This is a genomic window from Akkermansia sp. BCRC 18949, assembly GCF_045011645.1.
Classification (GTDB): domain Bacteria; phylum Verrucomicrobiota; class Verrucomicrobiia; order Verrucomicrobiales; family Akkermansiaceae; genus Akkermansia; species Akkermansia massiliensis.
Map to the genome: position 1 here is coordinate 1,671,613 of NZ_CP123619.1, position 19,267 is coordinate 1,690,879.

The 19,267-nt window shown below is 54.9% G+C and carries 10 protein-coding genes; 5 read left to right on the plus strand and 5 right to left on the minus strand.

The genetic code is table 11. From position 1 onward, the window contains the following. Positions 1 to 83: 83 nt before the first annotated feature. The gene (gene cls / locus P8A25_RS06915) at positions 84 to 1,538 is read left to right on the plus strand and encodes a cardiolipin synthase (RefSeq protein WP_215442551.1); all 1,455 of its coding nucleotides are present in this window, start codon (positions 84 to 86) and stop codon (positions 1,536 to 1,538) included. A 106-nt stretch (positions 1,539 to 1,644) separates the two neighbouring features. Further along, entirely contained in the window at positions 1,645 to 3,168 is a 1,524-nt protein-coding gene (locus P8A25_RS06920; protein WP_215442549.1) for a pyruvate carboxylase subunit B, read from the plus strand. Between the two features lie 113 nt (positions 3,169 to 3,281). On the opposite strand, the gene P8A25_RS06925 is transcribed toward P8A25_RS06920, so the two are convergent. Next, positions 3,282 to 4,010: a hypothetical protein gene (locus P8A25_RS06925; protein ID WP_215442547.1), complete on the minus strand. Its 729-nt coding sequence runs from the start codon at positions 4,008 to 4,010 to the stop codon at positions 3,282 to 3,284. 238 nt (positions 4,011 to 4,248) lie between these two features. Here P8A25_RS06925 and P8A25_RS06930 point away from each other — a divergent pair, with 238 nt between their 5' ends. Next, the gene (locus tag P8A25_RS06930; protein ID WP_215442540.1) at positions 4,249 to 4,455 is read left to right on the plus strand and encodes a hypothetical protein; all 207 of its coding nucleotides are present in this window, start codon (positions 4,249 to 4,251) and stop codon (positions 4,453 to 4,455) included. A 63-nt stretch (positions 4,456 to 4,518) separates the two neighbouring features. Here the strand turns inward: P8A25_RS06930 and P8A25_RS06935 are convergent, their stop codons facing one another. The 3 genes from P8A25_RS06935 to P8A25_RS06945 all read right to left on the minus strand — a co-directional run bounded on the left by P8A25_RS06935 (position 4,519) and on the right by P8A25_RS06945 (position 7,653). Next, positions 4,519 to 5,895, minus strand: a complete 1,377-nt coding sequence (locus P8A25_RS06935) for an MATE family efflux transporter (RefSeq protein ID WP_215458365.1) — start codon at positions 5,893 to 5,895, stop codon at positions 4,519 to 4,521. Between the two features lie 141 nt (positions 5,896 to 6,036). Next, on the minus strand, positions 6,037 to 7,113 hold the full coding sequence (locus tag P8A25_RS06940) for a P-loop NTPase (protein ID WP_102715723.1): 1,077 nt from the start codon (positions 7,111 to 7,113) through the stop codon (positions 6,037 to 6,039). Between the two features lie 249 nt (positions 7,114 to 7,362). Then, positions 7,363 to 7,653, minus strand: a complete 291-nt coding sequence (locus P8A25_RS06945; protein WP_102722352.1) for an RNA-binding protein — start codon at positions 7,651 to 7,653, stop codon at positions 7,363 to 7,365. A gap of 232 nt (positions 7,654 to 7,885) precedes the next feature. Here P8A25_RS06945 and P8A25_RS06950 point away from each other — a divergent pair, with 232 nt between their 5' ends. Continuing rightward, positions 7,886 to 14,305: an RHS repeat-associated core domain-containing protein gene (locus P8A25_RS06950; protein WP_404838612.1), complete on the plus strand. Its 6,420-nt coding sequence runs from the start codon at positions 7,886 to 7,888 to the stop codon at positions 14,303 to 14,305. 931 nt (positions 14,306 to 15,236) lie between these two features. Here the strand turns inward: P8A25_RS06950 and cimA are convergent. Further along, on the minus strand, positions 15,237 to 16,871 hold the full coding sequence (cimA, locus tag P8A25_RS06955) for a citramalate synthase (protein WP_215442970.1): 1,635 nt from the start codon (positions 16,869 to 16,871) through the stop codon (positions 15,237 to 15,239). 121 nt (positions 16,872 to 16,992) lie between these two features. Here cimA and P8A25_RS06960 point away from each other — a divergent pair, with 121 nt between their 5' ends. Continuing rightward, the gene (locus P8A25_RS06960) at positions 16,993 to 19,137 is read left to right on the plus strand and encodes a M3 family metallopeptidase (protein ID WP_215442972.1); all 2,145 of its coding nucleotides are present in this window, start codon (positions 16,993 to 16,995) and stop codon (positions 19,135 to 19,137) included. Positions 19,138 to 19,267 lie beyond the last annotated feature (130 nt).

A 19,267-nucleotide genomic window follows, 5' to 3' on the forward strand; every position in this document is an offset into this window, starting at 1 on the left:
AGTACCATCTCCAGCCTCAAAAGCCAGCCTTTTCACCGCTTCCCGCCGTTTTCCCCCTCAGCATCTTTTCCGGTTTCCGTTCCATGATCATCCCTGAAGAGCCATATTTGGGATTTGCCGCCCTCTGCCACATAGCAGGCGCATTCTGCCTGATTCCGGCCCTTCTCCACACGCGCACGCCGCAGGGAACCATCGCGTGGCTCATCTCCCTGCTGGCCTTTCCGTACATTGCGGTGCCTTTTTACCTGATTCTGGGGCGGCGCAGGTTCAGCGGATATGTGGAAACGCGCCGCCGCCAGACGGATCCGGAATCCTCCTGGGGGGAACTGACGGATAAAATCACGAACTGCATGGCCCCGTATGCCGTCCAGTCCTCCGATACGGTGGGAAAGATCATGCACACGCTTTCCAACATCGTGCGCCTGCCCGTCTGCCGCGGCAATTCCTGCCGCCTGCTCATTGACGCGGACCACGCCTTCCCGCGCATTTACGACGCCATCAAGAACGCGGAGCATTACATCCTGATTGAGTTCTTCATCATCAAGAATGATTCCGTGGGCCAGAACCTGAAAGACCTGCTGATTGAACGGGCCAGGGCCGGCATCCGCATCTACATGCTTTATGATGAAATCGGCTCCCACAAGCTCCCCCCCGGCTACATCTCCGCCCTGCGGAAGGAGGGCGTGAACATTGAGCCTTTCAACGGAAAACGCCACTTCCTGAGCAACATCCTGCGGCTGAACTTCCGCAACCACCGCAAACTGGTGGTGGTGGACGGGGCCACCGCCTTCATCGGCGGCATGAACATCGGGCGGGAGTACCTGGGCAAGGGAGCCTTGGGCTACTGGCGGGACACGTTTGTGCAGTTGGAAGGCCCCTCCGTCCAGCAGACGCAGATCAGCTTCCTGGAAGACTGGAACTGGGCCATGCTGAAATCCGGCCCCTCCTCCCTGCCCTGCCTGTGCTGGGAAATTACGCCCCAGCGGGAGGATGAAACCGTGCTGATGCTTCCTTCCGGCCCGGCGGACGTCATCCCCGCCTGGAAAACCGCGATCATTGCCCTGGCGAACAGAGCCCGGGAAAGGCTCTGGATAGCCACCCCCTACTTCGTCCCGGACGAAGGGGTCATGGCCGCCCTCCAGGCCGCGGCCCTGCGTAATGTGGACGTGCGCATCCTGCGCCCGGAACGGGCGGACCACATTCTGGTGAAGCTGTCCTCCTTCACCTTCCTCCGTGACCTGGACACGTACGGCATCCAGGTCTGGGCCTATCAGAAAGGGTTCCTGCACCAGAAGGTGATCCTGATGGATGACGACATCGCCACCGTGGGCACCGCCAACCTGGACAACCGCTCCCTGGCCCTGAATTTTGAAATCACCGCCGTCATCCACTCCCCCGCCGTCTGCGCAGAGGTGAAGGAGATGCTGGAGAAGGATTTTTCCTCCTCCAAAAAGGAATCCCTGGAGGATTACAACAACAAATCCCTGGGGTTCAAGATGCTCTGCAACCTGGCCCGGCTGATGGCTCCCGTGCAGTAGTTCTTGCGGTGAATCCGCTGTTGTACGCTTGACCTGAAAGGGAGGCTGTGAGAAAATCATCCTCAAGAAGCCACCTCTTCAATTTTTAACAATAGTTAACTAAATAATGAATCCTGTTACATTCAATTGTACCGTTCTGCGCGACGGGCACCAGTCCCTGGCAGCTACCCGCATGAAGACGGAAGACATGCTGCCCATCGCCCCCATTCTGGACTCCATGGGCTTCAGCGCCCTGGAAACCTGGGGCGGCGCCACCATCGACGCCGGACTGCGCTTTTTGAAGGAGTGGCCCTTTGACCGCCTGGACGCCCTGAAGAAGGCCGCCCCCAAGACGCCGCACATGATGCTCCTGCGCGGCCAGAACATCGTGGGCTACACCAACTACGCGGACGACGTGGTGGAAGCCTTCGTTGCCATGAGCGCCAAGCACGGCATGAACATCTTCCGCATTTTCGACTGCGTGAACGATCCGCGCAACATGGAAACCTCCATCCGCGCCGCCAAGAAGGCCGGAGCCCAGGCCCACGGCACCATCTGCTACACCACCTCCCCCGTGCACACCACGCAGAGCTTCGTGGACATGGGCCGGGAACTGGCGGACATGGGGGCGGACGCCATCGTCATCAAGGACATGGCCGGCCTCATCCCCCCCTATGTGACCCATGAACTGGTCAGCGCCCTGAAAAAGGACCTGAACATCCCCGTCTGGATCCACACGCATGACACCGCGGGCCTCGGCGCCTCCACCTACCTCAGCGCCATTGACGCCGGGGTGGACGCGTGCGACGTCTCCATCTCCCCCTTCGCCAACGGCACGGGCCAGCCGGACTGCCTGCGCATGCTCGCCCTGCTGAACGGCAATCCCCGCAAGCCGGATTACGATACGGACAAACTCATTGAGGTCTCCGAAATGCTCAAGCCCGTTTACGACAGCCTGGGCAAGTTCACCTCCCACCGCAACGAAGTGGTGGACTCCGACACGCTCCGCTACCAGGTGCCCGGCGGCATGCTCTCCAACTTCCGCACCCAGCTCAAGGAACAGGGCATGGAAGACAAGTTTGAAGAAGTGTTCGCGGAAATCCCCGTGGTCCGCAAGGCCCTGGGCTGGATTCCGCTGGTGACCCCCACTTCCCAGATTGTGGGCGTGCAGTCCATGCTGAACGTGAAGTTCGGCCGCTGGAAGAACATCACTCCCCAGGCGGCGGACATCGCCCTGGGCTACTACGGCCGCACCCCGGCCCCGGTGGACCCGAAAGTGCAGAAGCTCTGCGCGGAAAAAATGGGCAAGGAACCGATCACCTGCCGTCCGGCGGACCTGATCAAGCCCGGCATGGAAGACCTGCGCAAGAAGCTCGCGGAAAAGGGACTCCCCACGGACGACGAACACTGCGTGATTTACGCCATGTTCCCGCAGCAGGTGGAGGACTTCTACAAGAAGCCGGAACCGAAGGAAGAAGCCCCCATGCAGGTGAACACCGCTCCTGCCGCAGCTCCCGCAGCCGCTGCGCCGTCCATGACCGTCATTGACAACGGCATCACCGCCCAGGTGAGCGGCCCCTCCGGTTCCCGTGACCTGACCATCGTCATCAACGGCCAGTCCCACTCCGTGAAGGTGGAACGCGTCGGCTAAAAATCTCCGGCATACCGGATAAAACCACTTGCGGGCGGTCCCCTCCATGAAAGGGACCGCCCGCTTTGCCATTTACGGATTCCTGAAAAACGACTTATATCGCACGGTTCCGGTCATTTGGCAAAGACGAGCATCTTTCCGGCCAGCTTCTGGCTGAGACGCGTTGCCGGAATCAGCTTGACGGAGCCCGGCTTGATCGGGAATTGAAGAAGATGCCCACGTTTGCAGGAAGTGTCTGCAGCCGTGCTGCACTGGACATAAGTCACTCCATCAATGGGAATGGAAAAGGTATAGGAATCGGCAGGGATTTTACCCCAGTACTGTTCTTCCACATCCTTGATGGCGTTGTTGCTATTCTTCAGAGCAGACAGGGAAAATTTTCTCACCTTGTCCCCCCAATGAAGGACGGTCGCTTCGTCGGGGTTAGTTTGATCCGGAATAGCTTGTACAACACACCAATGGGCGTGAATTCCCGAATTCTCAGTGTTGCCCCCGGCATCTACGCAGAAAGGAACCATGCAGAGACCGCCAGAGGCGAGCGCTTTCTGGATTGCTTCCACGGAACAAACTTCAGCACGGCATTTTTCTGCCTTAATCAAGGTATCGTTAATGAACTTCGCCATCTCGGCGGAAGAATCAAACAACTCGCCTATAGTGCTTCTCTTTTCACGCTTAAACACTTCTCTCAAGGAATCCGATTCCTTGTGATCCTTGGTAGCCGGCCATGATAACCCGTAAAGGTAATCAAGGACAAAGGACAGGGCATAGAGACCGCAGGTGGGCCCCCTCTGTTCTTTGAATTCAATCTTGCGGCCTCCCGGATTGGTAACTGTAATAGACATAATTCAATAATGATGACGTGGGGATTCATTTCCCGCACACCGCCATTACACTCCCGGAACGCCGCGGGCGCACCTTCCGCCATGCATCCGGGCATCTTTACTTTCCAGGACGCCGTATCAACCCGCGGAAAGGAAATGCTCCGGAAGATCACCTTTTCCCGGGAACCACCATGTTGATGTTGGGAATGTTGCGGCCCCGTGGATGGAACGCCCGCGCAGGAGGAACAGCCTTTATGCCGTGACGAACCGGAGACTGATCACCATCATCAAGCCCAACACGCTGTTCATCACGCAGACAGTCCGGACGTACCCTATCCGTAAATTGAAATACGTGCACCAGAAGCTGCACAGGGACGGCACAAGCCATCTCATTCCGGGATACGGCAGGCGCAGGCAATTCATTATTGAGAACGTACCGCACCCGGAGAGGTTGCGGACCTGCTGAAAAACAGAATCAGGAAGGGAATTTTCCCCCCCTCCTGATTGAACACTGTCTTCCTTTCCCGGGCTATTCGCCTTCCTGCCTCATCAGGGCGAACTCCCGTCTGGTGGTGCGCCTTACACGCCAGAGCAGGAGCACCGCCGCCACGGACAAGCCGATGATGAATCCCGTCCAGATGCCGCGCGCTCCCATGGCCGGGACAATCCAGTCCGTACGGGCCAGGATGTAGCACACCGGGAACCCGACGATCCAGTAGGAAAAGAAGGTGATGACGGTGATGGAAGCCGTGTCCCGGAAGCCTCTCAGCACCCCGACGGAGAGCACCTGCAGGCAGTCCGGAAGCTGGTAGGCCGCCGCCAGAATCAGCAGGACGGAAGCCGTGCTGACAATCATCTCCGAATCATTGTACAAGTGCACGATCTGCTCCCGGAACAGGGTGATGCCGCCAAAGGTGCACAGGCAGATCGTGAGCACCAGCACATAGGAGGACAGGACGGCGGATTTGGTGCCCGCCAGGTCCTTCCTGCCGTGGTGGTACGCCACGCGGATGGAGGCCGCCAGCCCTACGGAGAGCGGAAGCATGAAGACCAGGCCACCCACGTTCCCGGCAATCTGGTGGCTGGCCACCTGCGTTTCTCCCAGCGGGGCCAGCACCAGCGCGGCCGCGCAGAAGAGCATCACCTCGCACAACTGGGAAACGCCGATCGGCACGCCTAGCCGCATGAGGTGAGTGATGACGGAAGGCGTGGGGCGCCGCCAGGAAACGATGTGCCTGCGGTACGGCCTGTGCTTGGGATTGAGGTAGACCAGCAGGAACATCAGCAGGAATTCAATGTAGAAGATGACCGCCGTGGCCGCGCCGCACCCCGCTCCGCCCATGCGGGGAAAACCGTACAGGCCGAAGACGAAGATGTAGTTCAGCGGGATGTTGAGCAGCAGGCCGCACAGCCCCACGTACATGGCGGGCCGGGTCATGTTGGACCCCTCATTCAGGCTCTTGAGGGCCACGAATCCCAGGTTGGCGGGCAGGCCCCACATGATGGCGAACATGTAGGCGGAAGCCATCTGGCACATGGCGACGTCATCGGAAATCCAGCCGAACACGTTTCTCAGCACATAAATGACCGGCATGGAAACCAGGCTGAGCATCAGCGCCAGCCACAAGCCGTGGTTGGTCATGTAACCCACGCGGCTTTCATGGCTTTTCCCCCGCATATTGGCAATCACGGGGCCGATGATCATCAGCACACCGCAGGCAAACAGCGCTACAGGCAGGTATACGGAAGACCCCAGCGCCACGGCAGCCATGTCCGTCACTCCGGCGCGTCCGGCCACAATAGCGTCCACCGCTCCCATGCCCACAATGGAGAGGTTGACCACCAGCACCGGGAGGGCCAGCGGTATCAGTTTTTTCATTTCCTTCAAATTCCACGTCTTATTCATTTCTTTCTTTCCTTCCATGCATTCCTCCTTCAGGGAGCCGGAACATGCCGGCAAACAAGCCGGACCGGAGCGGCAGGCTCCAACCCGGCTTCAAGGTTAAGGGTATCAACCGGACCGGGGCCTCCTGCCCCGTCCGGACGTTCAGCGGTCAAGCACCACACGGGCGCATTGTTCGGCCACCTGGCGGAACGCGGCGGAAACCGGGTTCTGCTCAGGGTCTTCCAGGGCCACGGGGCGGCCTTCGTCCCCGCCGGAGCGGGTGGCGATGTCTAACGGAATCTTGCCGAGGAGGGGTACGCCCAGCTTGGCCGCTTCCCGTTCGCCGCCGCCTTCGCCAAAGATGTGGTAAATCTTGCCGTCGGACGGGCACTGGAAATAACTCATATTTTCAATCACGCCCAGAATGGGGGTCTTCACCCGTTCAAAGAGGCCGATGGCCTTGCGGGCGTCAATCAGCGCGACCTCCTGCGGTGTGGTGACCACCACCACACCGTCCAGTTCAGCCGTCTGCACAATGGTCAGCTGGATGTCCCCCGTGCCGGGAGGCAGGTCCAGAATCAGGAAATCCACGTCCCCCCACGCCACGTTGCGCAGGAACTGCTGCACGTAGCGGGTAGCCAGGGGGCCGCGCACGGCCACGGGGTCAGCCTCATTGATCAGCAGCCCCATGGAAAGCAGCTTTACGCCATGGGCCGTGACAGGCAGAAATTCGTCATTCTCATTGGCTCCGGGCCGTTCCTTGGTGCCGAACATCAGGGACATGGAGGGTCCGTAAATGTCCAGGTCCACCAGGCCCACGGAATAGCCCAGCTTGCTCAGGGCCACCGCCAGGTTGGCGGAAACGGTGGATTTGCCCACCCCGCCCTTGCCGGAGGCAACGGCGATCACGTGCCTGGCGCCGGGGACGGAGGATTTCCAGGTGGAGGGGTCGTCATTGACTCCCTTCCTGGCTTCCGGAGCCTTGTGTTCAATATTGACGTCACAATGCTTTACGCCGGGAAGATGCTTCATCACGCCATGGACGCCTTCAAAAATGTAACGGGGAATATCCGCATTCTTGCTCTCAATCACCAAATCAATCGTGACGTTGTTTTCAGCGTCAATGTCGATCTTCTTCACCAGCCCGAAGGATACGATGTCACGGCTGAAACCCGGGAATTTAACCGTGGTCAGCGCGGCCCGTATCAGCTCCGGAGTCAATTCCTGTTGTGTCGTCATGTGTCTGAAATACTAGTGGTTGCCATAAACATTCCGCCCCCGCGCCTCCGGAACGCAGCATGCGCCGGAATACAGAGATAGGGGACGGCAAAACCGGGAAGCAAAAATACTCCCTTTTTTATTTTTGACAACGCCTAATTCAGACAAAGCAACTTTTTGCCTGCCGGATATCCACCCATCCGGATACCCGGAAAAAGCGGGACAACCACAGCCCCGCCAGCGTTAAAAAGAAGAAAAAGAGAGGGGGACTTATTCCCCCTGCTGCTTCAGCGTTTCCCGGATATCCTGGAGAGCGGCGATGAAATCATCCAGAATTTCCGCGGGAACCATGATCCGGTCCCGGTTGGAACTCACCTTTTCCGTAATACGCACCACTTTGCCGCGCGCATTCTGTTTGAGATCAAGAAAGAACGTCTTGCGTTCCGCAATGATTTTTTCTGTACAAATAATATCGTCCTCCACGGCTGTAATCTTCCTCCGGTTGAATGAGGCTTTCAGGATAGAGTTTCCCTCCCGGTGGGTCAATGTTTTATTTGCCATGGAATCCCCGGGTTCTCTCTTTCAACAAATTTTTATATCCCTCTTTCATTCGCCATGTTTCCTCATTTATACCTCTTTTCAGATATCCAAATTTCGATCGAAAGTGATTGAAAAGGAGTCAAATTTTCCCTCATAAACTTTAATATTTAGAGGTAACGTTCCCGACGTGTTTACGTTGTTAGTTTTTGATTCATGGTAGTCGCAACCATTGAACAAACATCATTTCATTACCATGAACAACACTTTCAACATCGGCGCCATGGACACCGTCTACCCCTTCATTCCCATGTACCCCAACGGCCAGCCCCAGGGCGATTTCCTGGTCAACGGCCTCTCCGCTCCCGTCCTTATCCCCAAACGAATTGCTTCCAACAACACCCGCCACGAATGGTTCGGATACCTCAAGGTCATGGCTCCCTCCACCTGTTTTCTCCACCTCCACGCCCACTCTTCCATCTCCCTTTCCATTCCCGCCAAGGATCTGGAACTCTCCACGGAGCCGGGTTCTTCCACCCCTCTCCGCCGCCAGATCCAATTCGACCAGGGATACTACTGGTGCCACATTGTTCACCAGCACCAGCCAGCCCCGGACTCCCAGCAGGAGTTCTGCATTGCCCTGATATGCGACAAGGAAGGAGAGCCCGACCTGGATTATTACCTGCTGGCGGAAAACACGCCTGCCGGCAAGGAAGGAGAAACCGTCCTGACTCTGGTCAACCTGTACCAGGAGGTGGAAGAAGGAGATTCGTCGAGCAGTTCGGCAGGGGGAGGAGATTCGTTTGAGTTTGACCCCAAGTCCAGCAGCAGTTCGAGCTCTTCCTCCTCGAGCAGTTCGTCTTCCAGCTCCTGGCAGAGTTCTTCGGCTCCCGAGCCTCCGGATTCTTCCAGCAGCACTCCATCGTCTTCCAGTTCGTCGTCTTCCAGCAGTTCGAGTTCTTCCTCGTCCAGTTCCTCGAGCAGCTGGTCGTCTTCCAGCTTCCACAGCAGTTCCTTGGTGCCCGAGACTCCAACTTCCTCCAGCAGCGCTCCGTCTTCCAGCTCTTCCTCGAGCAGTTCCAGCAGTTCTTCTTCCAGTTCGTCGTCCTCCAGCAGTTCGAGTTCTTCTTCGTCGAGTTCTTCAAGCAGCTTCTCCTCGTCAATCAGTTCTTCCTGCTCCTCGTCAAGTTCATCGAGTTCTTCGAGCTCCAGTTCCTCTTCCAGCAGCAGTTCCAGTTCTCTTTCCTCCTCTTCCAGTGCCCCGGAAGAGGAGGGATGTCCATGCCCCTGTTCCTGTGAATGTGACGAAGAAACTGATCAAACCAGTTGCGACAAGAATGGAGGAGCAAATTCCGCCGGTAGCCATCCCTTCGGCGGCAATCCTGATGAAGCCGACGATTGCCAGGGCATCCTCGAGGTGGACGGGGAAGGTTCGGGAGGCGGCAACACCAACTTTTTTGCCTCCTTCAGCTTCCGCTCCCTATCTAAGGGTTCTATTGGGCTTCGCTACAAGCATCCCCTGGAGTGGACCTGTGACTGGAATTCTCAAACACGCCAGTTAAGCGTCAGGCGTCCCACTGGGAGTTCCATCTCCTTCCAGGCGGTTGAAGGCAGTGCAGAGGCTCCCGTTTCCGGAAATTCCCGCAAGCTTAATTACAGAGTCCGGCTGCTTAACGAAGACAAATCCCCCTGTACCGAGGGGGAACCTACCTATCTGGACATGGTCCAGAGCAACGGACGCATCCTGCGTTTCTCGACCGTCACCGGAAAGGTCGTCTCTTTAATCTCTTCTTGCGGCGTAGAAACCACGGCGGAGGACTATGCTCAAAAACTCCAGGTCAACCGCCATCCAGCCACCGGAGCCGTGCAAAGCATCTGGTCCCAGTACGAGGGTCTTCTTCAAGCCGTGCCGGAAGACGGCAGACTTATCCTTCAATGGTATACTCCAGATCAGGTACAGAAGATATCCGGTAGCTTTATTGAAACTGGAACTCCTTATAAAACGGTCAGGTATCAGACGAGTGTGGAAAATGGAGTCAACGTGATGCACATCGCCGAGCAGAGGGAAGGCATGCCTATCTTCCATACGGAGCGGAGAGTAGAGGGCAGCCATGTAACCATCATTCAAGGCGAGGGTGACGAGCAACTCATACATACGATAGAAAGAAACTTACTGCCTGACGGGAAGTGGGAAATGATTGAGAATAAACGCAGGATCAATGAGAAAACTCCTTCTTCCTGTACCCGGACGGTCAAGAAGAATACCGAGGGAGGCTGGCTGACCTTGAGCCGGACGGAAGGCTACAATACCCCCAGCCAACAAACAACGCTTTACACCTACAACGACCAGTTCCGGGTGTCTCTGGAACTCAAGCCCGACGGCGGTTATACGCGCTATGAGTATGACGAGCAAGGGCGGGTGACTCTGGAAGCTACTCCTTGGGCGGGAGGAGGTGAAAAGGGAATTCGCACGACATATGCCGACCTGCGCTTTAACGACTTCAGACCCGCCACGGAAACCGAAGTGGTCATTGCCGAAAACGGGGAAGAAACAGAGCTTCTTAAGCGCACCTACACGTATGAAGATACACCGCAAGTCAACCGCACTACGGTGAGAGAAATCGCTTTGGGCTCCGACCAGGTCCATACGCGCGTGGAGGAGACTTATGGGGAAGAAGCCGAATACCCCTATGCCCGGGGGAGAAAGAAACTTCTTCAGGGTATCGCTGGCGTGCAGACCGTCTACAGTTATGAAGCCACTACGGACTACTGGGCCATCCACAAATTAACAACTACCATTCAGGCCAATGGAAGCATCATTCCGGGACAAAGTACTAGAAATGTGCAATACATCGCTGAAAACGGTACGGCCACCAGAAACGAGCAGTATGTTCATACCGGGAAAGAATGGTCTCTGGTCTCATCGGAAGACTACGAATATGATGCAGAACTCAACTTGATCAAGGCCACCAAAGGCAACGGCAGAAGCAGCACGACGGAATGGATGTGCTGCGGGCCGTTGAGGGAAACCGACGAAGACGGCATCACAACCAGCTACGGCTACAACTCAGCCAAGCAGCTGGTGGAAACCATCCGCTCAGCTACTGAGACCACTCCAGAAACAATTACTTCCTACAGCTATGATGCGGCGGGAAGGACGATTGCCACGCGCCGCGACGTGGGGCCCATGACTACAGTGGAAAGGACAGAGTATGACGATCTTGGAACGGTCGTTTCTTCTACAGACATACTGGGACGTGTGACACGGACCCATTATAGTGAGGATCGGCTCACTACTACTGTGATTACTCCTTCCGGAGCCACTTTGATTACTAGAAAGTACTACGATGGCACTATTCTCTGGCAAGGAGGAACCGGCCAGCGCGAAACGGAGACCCGACTGGAACTAACCGGGGAAGGTATCCTGACCACCACCCTATCCAAAGGGGTAATTCTCTCCCGCTCTTTAAGTAATGGTTTCAACCAACCTATACGGAAAGAACAACCAAATAGTCTTGGGAAATTCATCGCTACTAAGAATACTTATAATGACAAAAGACAGCTTACACGTATCCAAATAGATAATATGGCGCCCACCGTCATTACTTACAGTGAGCTTGGAATCCCTTTGAAGCAGGCCACTCTTCTAGACGAGCTTTATCCAGATGATCCTACTAAAAATCAAATCTCGAAAAGTATCACATACTATCGAGCTGGCGAAGACGGTATTTATCAAATAGAGACATCTACTAATCACAATGAACAAGGACTACCCCTTATTCAACACATAGAAAATATGGTTTCGCAGCTAAGTCCCATTTTGGAAGAGAAAACGATCGCGACGGATATCTACGGACAACGGAGCATCCACTGGACGGAATACACTGCTGCTACCCAACGCACACAATTTAGCAGCATACCCACTTCCAGTGTAGTAGCCGAAACTCGCATCATTGACGGATTCACTGTTAGTCAAACCAGCCACGCAGGCATCCATTCTTCACAGAACCGATCCTACACTTCCGCGGGCATGATTCTAAAACAGACTGACTCCAGAGGCAATATCACGACGATTGAAACCGACCTTGCCGGACGTCCCGTCAAGAGTACGGACGCAGCCGGCAATCTGACGGCCACCAGATACCAGCCTTGCTGCGATGCTGTGGCCCGCATCACCGATGCCCGGGGAGGTACTGCCTGCTATTCCTACGACGTACGCGGCAGAAAAACTGCCGCGTACGGCACTGCCATCCAGCCGGCCTGTTTCACTTACGACGAAGCCGATCATATGGTAACGTTGACTACCTTCCGAGCAGACAAAGGCGACATTACCACCGATCCTTCCGGCCGTACCGACGGGGATACCACCACCTGGCTCTATGACGAAGCTACGGGGTTGGAATTGAACAAGACCTATGCCGACGGGTCCTGTATCTCCAAAACCTACGACGGCCTCAACCGTCTAGAGACGCTGACCAAGGCGAGAGGGGTCGTTACCACCTACGCCTATGCTCCTCTCACCGGGGAACTCGTCTCCGTCTATCATAATGATGCTACTGCTGGATGGGAGTTTACTTATAACCACCTGGGACAAATAACCTCCATCCGGGATGCCTCTGGATTAAAGGAACTTTCTTATAACAATTACGGCCGCATGACCCAAGAGACTTCCTTTGGGACAGTAGAGAGCTGCCTCCAGGAAGAATACGATGCCATGGGACGTTCGGAAGGCTATCGTCTGATGCTCGGAACCCAAACCATCCAGTACTCCCATCTTGACTATGACTCCAAAGGTGCCATCATCGGGATGAATCTGGAAGGCCTGGAGTCTCCTTTCACGTGGCAGTATGATCCAACCAGCGGCTTTCTTAACCATCTTACTTACCCCAACGGCATGGTCCGCCAAAACACCTATCATCCCGAACTAAATCTCGTGACCACCATCGGTTACAAGAAGGGAGCGGATGGTGAATTAGCGGCCTTCCATGAGTACAACTATGATGGTCTGATGCGCCCTACCCAACGACAGGACTCTTGGGATAAAGACTTACTGGCAACAATCCGAGATTTTACCTACAATGACCGCAGCGAGCTGGTCAAAGACCGTACCAGCAGAGGAGGAAGCTTTATATACTCCTACGACAACATCGGCAACCGTAAAACTGCCCGTGAACTGCAAAAAGAAATCTCCTACAGAGTCAATCCTCTTAATCAATACACAAACATCATTAACTCCCCTCTCAACTCTTCCTCCTCCACTCCGGAACAACAATTTTTTGACCCCGTCTATGATGCCGACGGCAATCAGATCACGATCAAAACTTCAACGGGAATCTGGAATGTTTCTTACGACGCCCATGATCGTCCTGTCCGGTTTACCAGTAAAGATGGACGTACCATTATTGCCTGCGGTTATGACTATATGGGACGTCGTTTCAACAAAAAAGTGACTATCAACGGAAGTACCGTCAGCCACCTTTATTACCTATACCGTGACTACCTGCAAATAGCCCACCTGGATTTAATGCACTCCCAGCCCATGTTGGAAAAGAGCTATCTGTGGGATCCCACCGAACCAACAGCCACGCGCATATTGATGACACAATGGAAGAATGCAGCAAAACAAGACGAGCATCTCTACTTCATGCATGATGTGCTCAAGAATGTCACTTCTATCTTTGGAGATGATGCAGAGAGAAGAGGCCGCTATGAGTACGCACCCTTTGGAGACACTCTGACAGCTCATGGGAAAATAGCTCAAAATAATAAATTCCGTTTCTCCTGTGAGTATATGGACGAAGAAATGGGTCTAATTTATTATAATTACCGCCATCTCAACCCACTCGATGGAAGATGGATTAGCCGTGATCCACTTACAGAAGAAGCAGGTGCAAATTTGTTTGTTTTTGTTAAAAATAATGGAATTAAAAACCAAGATTATCTTGGTCGTGATTTACAGTGGTGGATAGATGGGACCAAACACAATGCCAATTTAGTATGGCAGGGAACTAAGCGTACAGCAACACTGACTTTTGAAAAAATTAAAAAAATAGACAGAGAATACAAGGTTGTCAATAGAGCAACAGGGGTATTACAAGTAGTTGGAGGAGGATTTGAAGCAACTGCAGGAGCAATTGGCATTTTTACCCCCGAACCTGTAACAACAGCTGGAGGAGTAGTTCTGTTTGTCCATGGGAGTGATGTGGCAAGTACAGGTATTCGTGTGATTATTACCGGCGAATTTGATTCGACAATGACTTATAAAGCCATAGTTCAAGGCGCTGAATCTGTAGGAGTTCCAACGGAAGCGGCAAATAGCATTGCTGCTGGCGCAGAAGTAGCTTTAGGAGCTAAGGCTTTTACTACGCCAGCGACAAAATGTTGCCCAAAAGTATTAGTTGAATCTACTGAGATTGAAGTGACAACAGTCTCACGATGGGGATCGGATCTAACCCCAAATTCATGGGTAATGGAAGGCACTCCAACCGTATGGAATTATATGTGGTCCGGAAAATGGCAGCCAGGTTTGAAAAATCTATTTGCACCTGTATGGAACGTAAGAAGCTATGTGGTTCCTAAAAGTTCTCTTTCGTGTCCTACTGGTAAAGGACTTGATGGATTCTTCAAACGGCTTCTTCCTGCTAAACAAAGAATTTACACCCCTCCAAAAAAATAATGTTAACTATGATTTACAATATAATATATCAATCATTATTTTGGTTTCTAATTCTCATAGGGACTTTAGTTATCATTTATAATTGGATTATTTTTATCAAAAGATATATCTTAAGAAAGACTAATGCATCATGGATTCCTCTGGTAGGAGGTGTGAGCATCTGCATAGCATTTTCCCTGCCGACTTATAAAAGTCTTAATGACATCGCAGGAATTCCTTTACTTTTGGACTATGGATGCTCATGGGGATTTATTCATACATTGATTTTTTATATTTACCTGGCTGTAAAGGGCGTATTTAAAATGTTGATGAAAAAACTACGTTAAAATAGTTTTATGGCGAATAAGAATATATCTAAGCAGATAAAGAACCTTAAAATGAACGACAGGTTAGTAAACCTTATATATGTTTATCTAGTTTCAAGAGCTGTTCAATATGACAGTATTCTTTTGCAAGTATGGAGCATCCACTCCAGAAGGTTTGGTTAGCTTAGAGGGATGTTGTTTGAGGATGTCTTATGAATGGGGGGCAGGTCTTTCCAACTCTTAATGGCATTCATAGAACTGGATGAATGAATCCTCAATTCCCTGCATCCTCGACTGATGTTGGTGAAGTATTCGGCCGGTTGGGTGCCTCAACGCGCCAGTGCAGGAGGCTGTTCATCGCTTTCATTTGATTCTTTCTATAATATTTATTGGATAAGAAGATGTAACTATATGTCTAGAAATAACATATTATCTTCCACAACGGAAACAGTAGAAAACAATGTAATTACTTCTTTCTAATAACCTTTTCACTCTTTTCCATGGGAGAAATTCTTACCTCGTTTATGGAAAAGAGACAGCCTCCTTAATACGGAAAATCTTTCAAAGAATTTATCCAAGCACCAATATCAAAACGGCTTTCAGCTCCCTGGAGAACGCTCCATCCATCAGCATTCCGCGCGCCATCTGGCCTGCTCCGTCTTGTAGAGCTTATACGTGACGGCGTCCGCCAGGGCTTCCAGGCTGGCCTCAATGATGTTGTAGGAGACGCCCACCGTGGTCCAGGTGGCAACGCCGTCCGAGGATTCAATGAGCACGCGCACATTGGAGCCGGTGCCGTTTTCCTCCGCCGCGTCCGGAATGTTCGTCCGGGTGGGGGAGAGCACGCGCACCTTGTAGTCAATCAGGTGCATTTGTTCCAGTTCCGGGTACCAGCGCGTCAGGGCGCGGCGCAGGGCGCGGTCCAGCGCATGCACGGGGCCGAAGCCGCCGGCGGCGGTGTGCTCCACGTTGCCGTGGACGTCCAGCTTGAGGGAGGCTTCCACCATCATGTCCGGATCCATTTCATGGCGGGAGGTAAGCACCACGGTGCGCAGTATGTTGAAGTACGGCTTCAGCGCGCTGTCCGGCATGTGCCTCAGGAAGAGCAGTTCCGCGCTGGCCGGGGCGGCCACGTAGTCATACCCCAGCGCAGCGTTTTTTTTCACGGCGGCGGAGAGCACGTCCAGAAGCGGGTCCCCTTTTTCCAGTTCAAAGCCCAGGGTACGGGACAGGGAAAGGATGTTGCTTTTGCCCCCCTGCTCCGTCATCAGCACGCGCTGGACGTTCCCCACCAGGGAGGGGTCAATGTGCTCGTACAGGGCGGAGTCCTTCATGATGGCGCTCACATGCACGCCCCCCTTGTGGGCGAAGGCGGCGTTCCCCACAAAGGGCTGCCGCCGGAAGGGGGCCAAGTTGGACACTTCCGAAACGAAGGCGGCGGTGGATTTGAGGCGTGTCAGGGAGGCGTCACTGAGGCAGGAAAAGCCCTCCATCTTCAACTGAAGGTTGGGAATGACGGAGCACAAGTTGGCGTTTCCGCAGCGTTCCCCAATGCCGTTCACGGTGCCCTGCACCTGGACGGCCCCGCTGTTCACGGCGGCCAGGCTGTTGGCGACGGCCAGCTCGCAGTCATTGTGGGCGTGGATGCCCAAGGCGGCATGCGGAAGGCGTTCCCTGACCGTCCGGATGATGGAACTGATTTCCTCCGGCATGGTGCCTCCGTTGGTATCGCACAGGACCAGGCAGTCCGCGCCGTGCTCGTGGGCGGCGCGGAGCACGGCCAGGGCGTATTCCGGGTCCCGCTTGAAGCCGTCAAAAAAGTGTTCCGCGTCAAAAAAAGCTTCTTCCAGATTCTTTTTAAGGAAGGAGATGGAGTTGCCGATGATTTCCAGATTGCGTTCCCGGGAGATGCCCAGCGCCACTTCCACATGGCGGGGGCAGGATTTCCCGAAGATGGCGGCCACCCGCGCGCCGCTGGAAACCAGGGCGTTCAGCGTGGGGTCCGTCTCCGGCGTGCTGGAAGGATGGTGCGTGCTGCCGAAGGCGGCCAGCTTCGCATTCCTGAGCTCCACGTCCTTCATGGCCTTGAAAAATTCCGTCTCCACCGGGTTGGCGCCGGGCCAGCCGCCCTCAATGTAGTCCATGCCCAGATAATCCAGCTGCCGGGCGATGCGGACCTTGTCCGTCGCACTCAAGTTGACGTCTTCACTCTGCGCTCCATCGCGCAGCGTGGTATCATAGAGGAAAATTTTGGTGGACATCGCCTTTGTTCATACATGCAAACGCGGTTCCGTTCAAGACCGGGGCCCGGTTTTTCCCCGGATGCAGACACGAAAAGCACAAGGCTTGAAGGGGGAGAGGGCTTCCGGTAGGATAGCCGCCATGCGGTTACCCAGGCAGTTTTTCCATCTCCTTCTCCTTTTTCTTTCCGCGGCCCTTCCCTCTCCGGCGGATTCTTCCACCCACCCTTTTCTGGACAAGAGCCGCCCCATTTGCTGGAACCGCCTGACCCCGGACAGGCTGGAACCGGACATCCGGGAAGCGATGCGCCTCACCCGGTCCGCCGTGGAAGAGATCAGCCGTCTCCAACCGGAGGAAATGACGTATGAAAACACGTTCGGCGCCCTGGAACGCAGCAATGACCTCCTCATGGAAAGCATGCGCAAGGCCTATGTCCTCAAAAGCCTGTGCGACAGCGCGGAACTGCGCAAGGCCATGGATTCGGTTGCTCCCCGCGTGTCCGCCTTCCTTTCCTCCGTCACGAAGGACCAGGCCCTGTGGAACGTCCTTAAAACCGCTGAGGAACGCCTGCGGCAGACCAATCCGGGCCCGGAACAGAAACGGTACATGGAGCTGACCATGCAGAGCTTCCGGGACAACGGGGCGGACCTGCCGCCGGACAAGCGCGCGCGGCTTGAGGCAATTGACAAGGAATTGACTCTCGCCTCACAGCGTTTCAACAATCTGTACATGGACGCGCGGAAGTCCTGGACCTGGACGGTGCGGGACGCTGCCTTTCTGGAAGGGATAGACAATAACGCTCTTCAACAGGCGCGGGAGGAGTTCCAGTCACGCAGCCCAGGCCATTCCGGCCCGGGCTGGACGTTTACGCTGGATTCCGCGGCTTCCGCCCGGGTGATGGAGAAGGCACACCGCGAAGAATGCCGGAAGGATTTATGGGAACATCTCCAGACCGTCGCCACGGGAGCATGCGATACGGAACCCGTCATCCGGGAGATTCTTTCCCTGCGCCGTGAAAAGGCGCATTTGTGCGGGTATGGAACGTATCCGGATTACGCCCTGCGGGAGAGCATGGCGGGAAACGGGGAAAACGCCATGAAGTTCGTGAATGAGCTGCTGGACAAGGTAAAAGCCCCCTTTTTCCGTGAAATGGAAGCGCTGCGCCGACTCAAGGCCCGTCTCACGAGACAGGAAAACGCCCGTCTGAATCCCTGGGACGTGGCGTATTACACCAGCCTCCAGGCAAAGGAACAGTTCCGGCTGGACCAGGAGGAACTGCGCCGTTACTTCCCCCTTCCCCGCGTGCTGGACGGCCTGTTTTCCCTGGCGGAGCAGTTATACGGCATCCGCGTGGCGGAGGTTCCGGCAGGGGAAGGCGCAGGAGCCGTGGGGACCTGGCATCCGGACGTGCGCTTTTTCACCATTGAGGACGTCAGGGGCAACCGCCTGGGATCCTTTTACCTGGACCTCTTTTCCCGCAAAAGCAAAAGGGCCGGAGCATGGATGAACGCGCTGGACACGGGGAGCCCGGCCACGCGGGAAAACCCGGGCAAGCCCCGCCTGGGCATGGTCTGCCTGAACCTTCATCCCTCCGCAGAAGGAGCTGCGGTGCTTCTTTCACATCAGGAGACCAGGATTCTGTTCCATGAATTCGGCCATTTGCTGCACCTGATGTTTACCCGGGTTTCCATCCCCTCCCTGGCGGGGACCAGCGTGCCGCGGGATTTTGTGGAGGTTCCCTCCCAGTTCATGGAGAACTGGTGCTGGCATCCGGACGTGCTGAAAAGCTTCGCGCGCCATGAAAAAACGGGGCTCCCCATTCCGGAGGAAATGCTGCGCTCCCTGGACGCTTCCCGCGGCAATACGCCCGCCCTCGCCCTGGCCGGGCAGCTCCTGTACGCAAAAATGGACCTGGCCGTGCACACGGACCCGGAACGCTTCGCCGCCGGCCCCCTGGACGAGGTGGACGCCGCCGTAGCCGGAGACATGGATTATTTCAAGGATTTCAAACGAACCGGCAAGCTGCGCACGGCGCGCCATTTGTTTTCCTCCCCGGCGGGTTATGCCTCCTTTTACTTCGCCTACCGCTGGGCGGAAGTTCTGGACAAGGACATTTTCGAAGCTTTTGAGCGGGCCGGAGGACCGGACAGGGAAACCGCCCGGAAATTCCGTAAGGCCATTCTGGAAAAGGGATATACGGTCCCGCCCATGCAGCAGTTCATGGATTTCATGGGCAGAAAACCACGCATGGACGCCATGCTCCGCAAGAGGCGGCTGGCCTCCTGAACGAAGGCGCGGATAGGATCGCCGTTCCGCCTCCGCAGAGGAGCATGGAGGAGTCAACATATTATACATTTGTTTAATTAAATTATCCCTTCAATATGCAAAGGTTACGGATATTTCACAAGAATCAGAA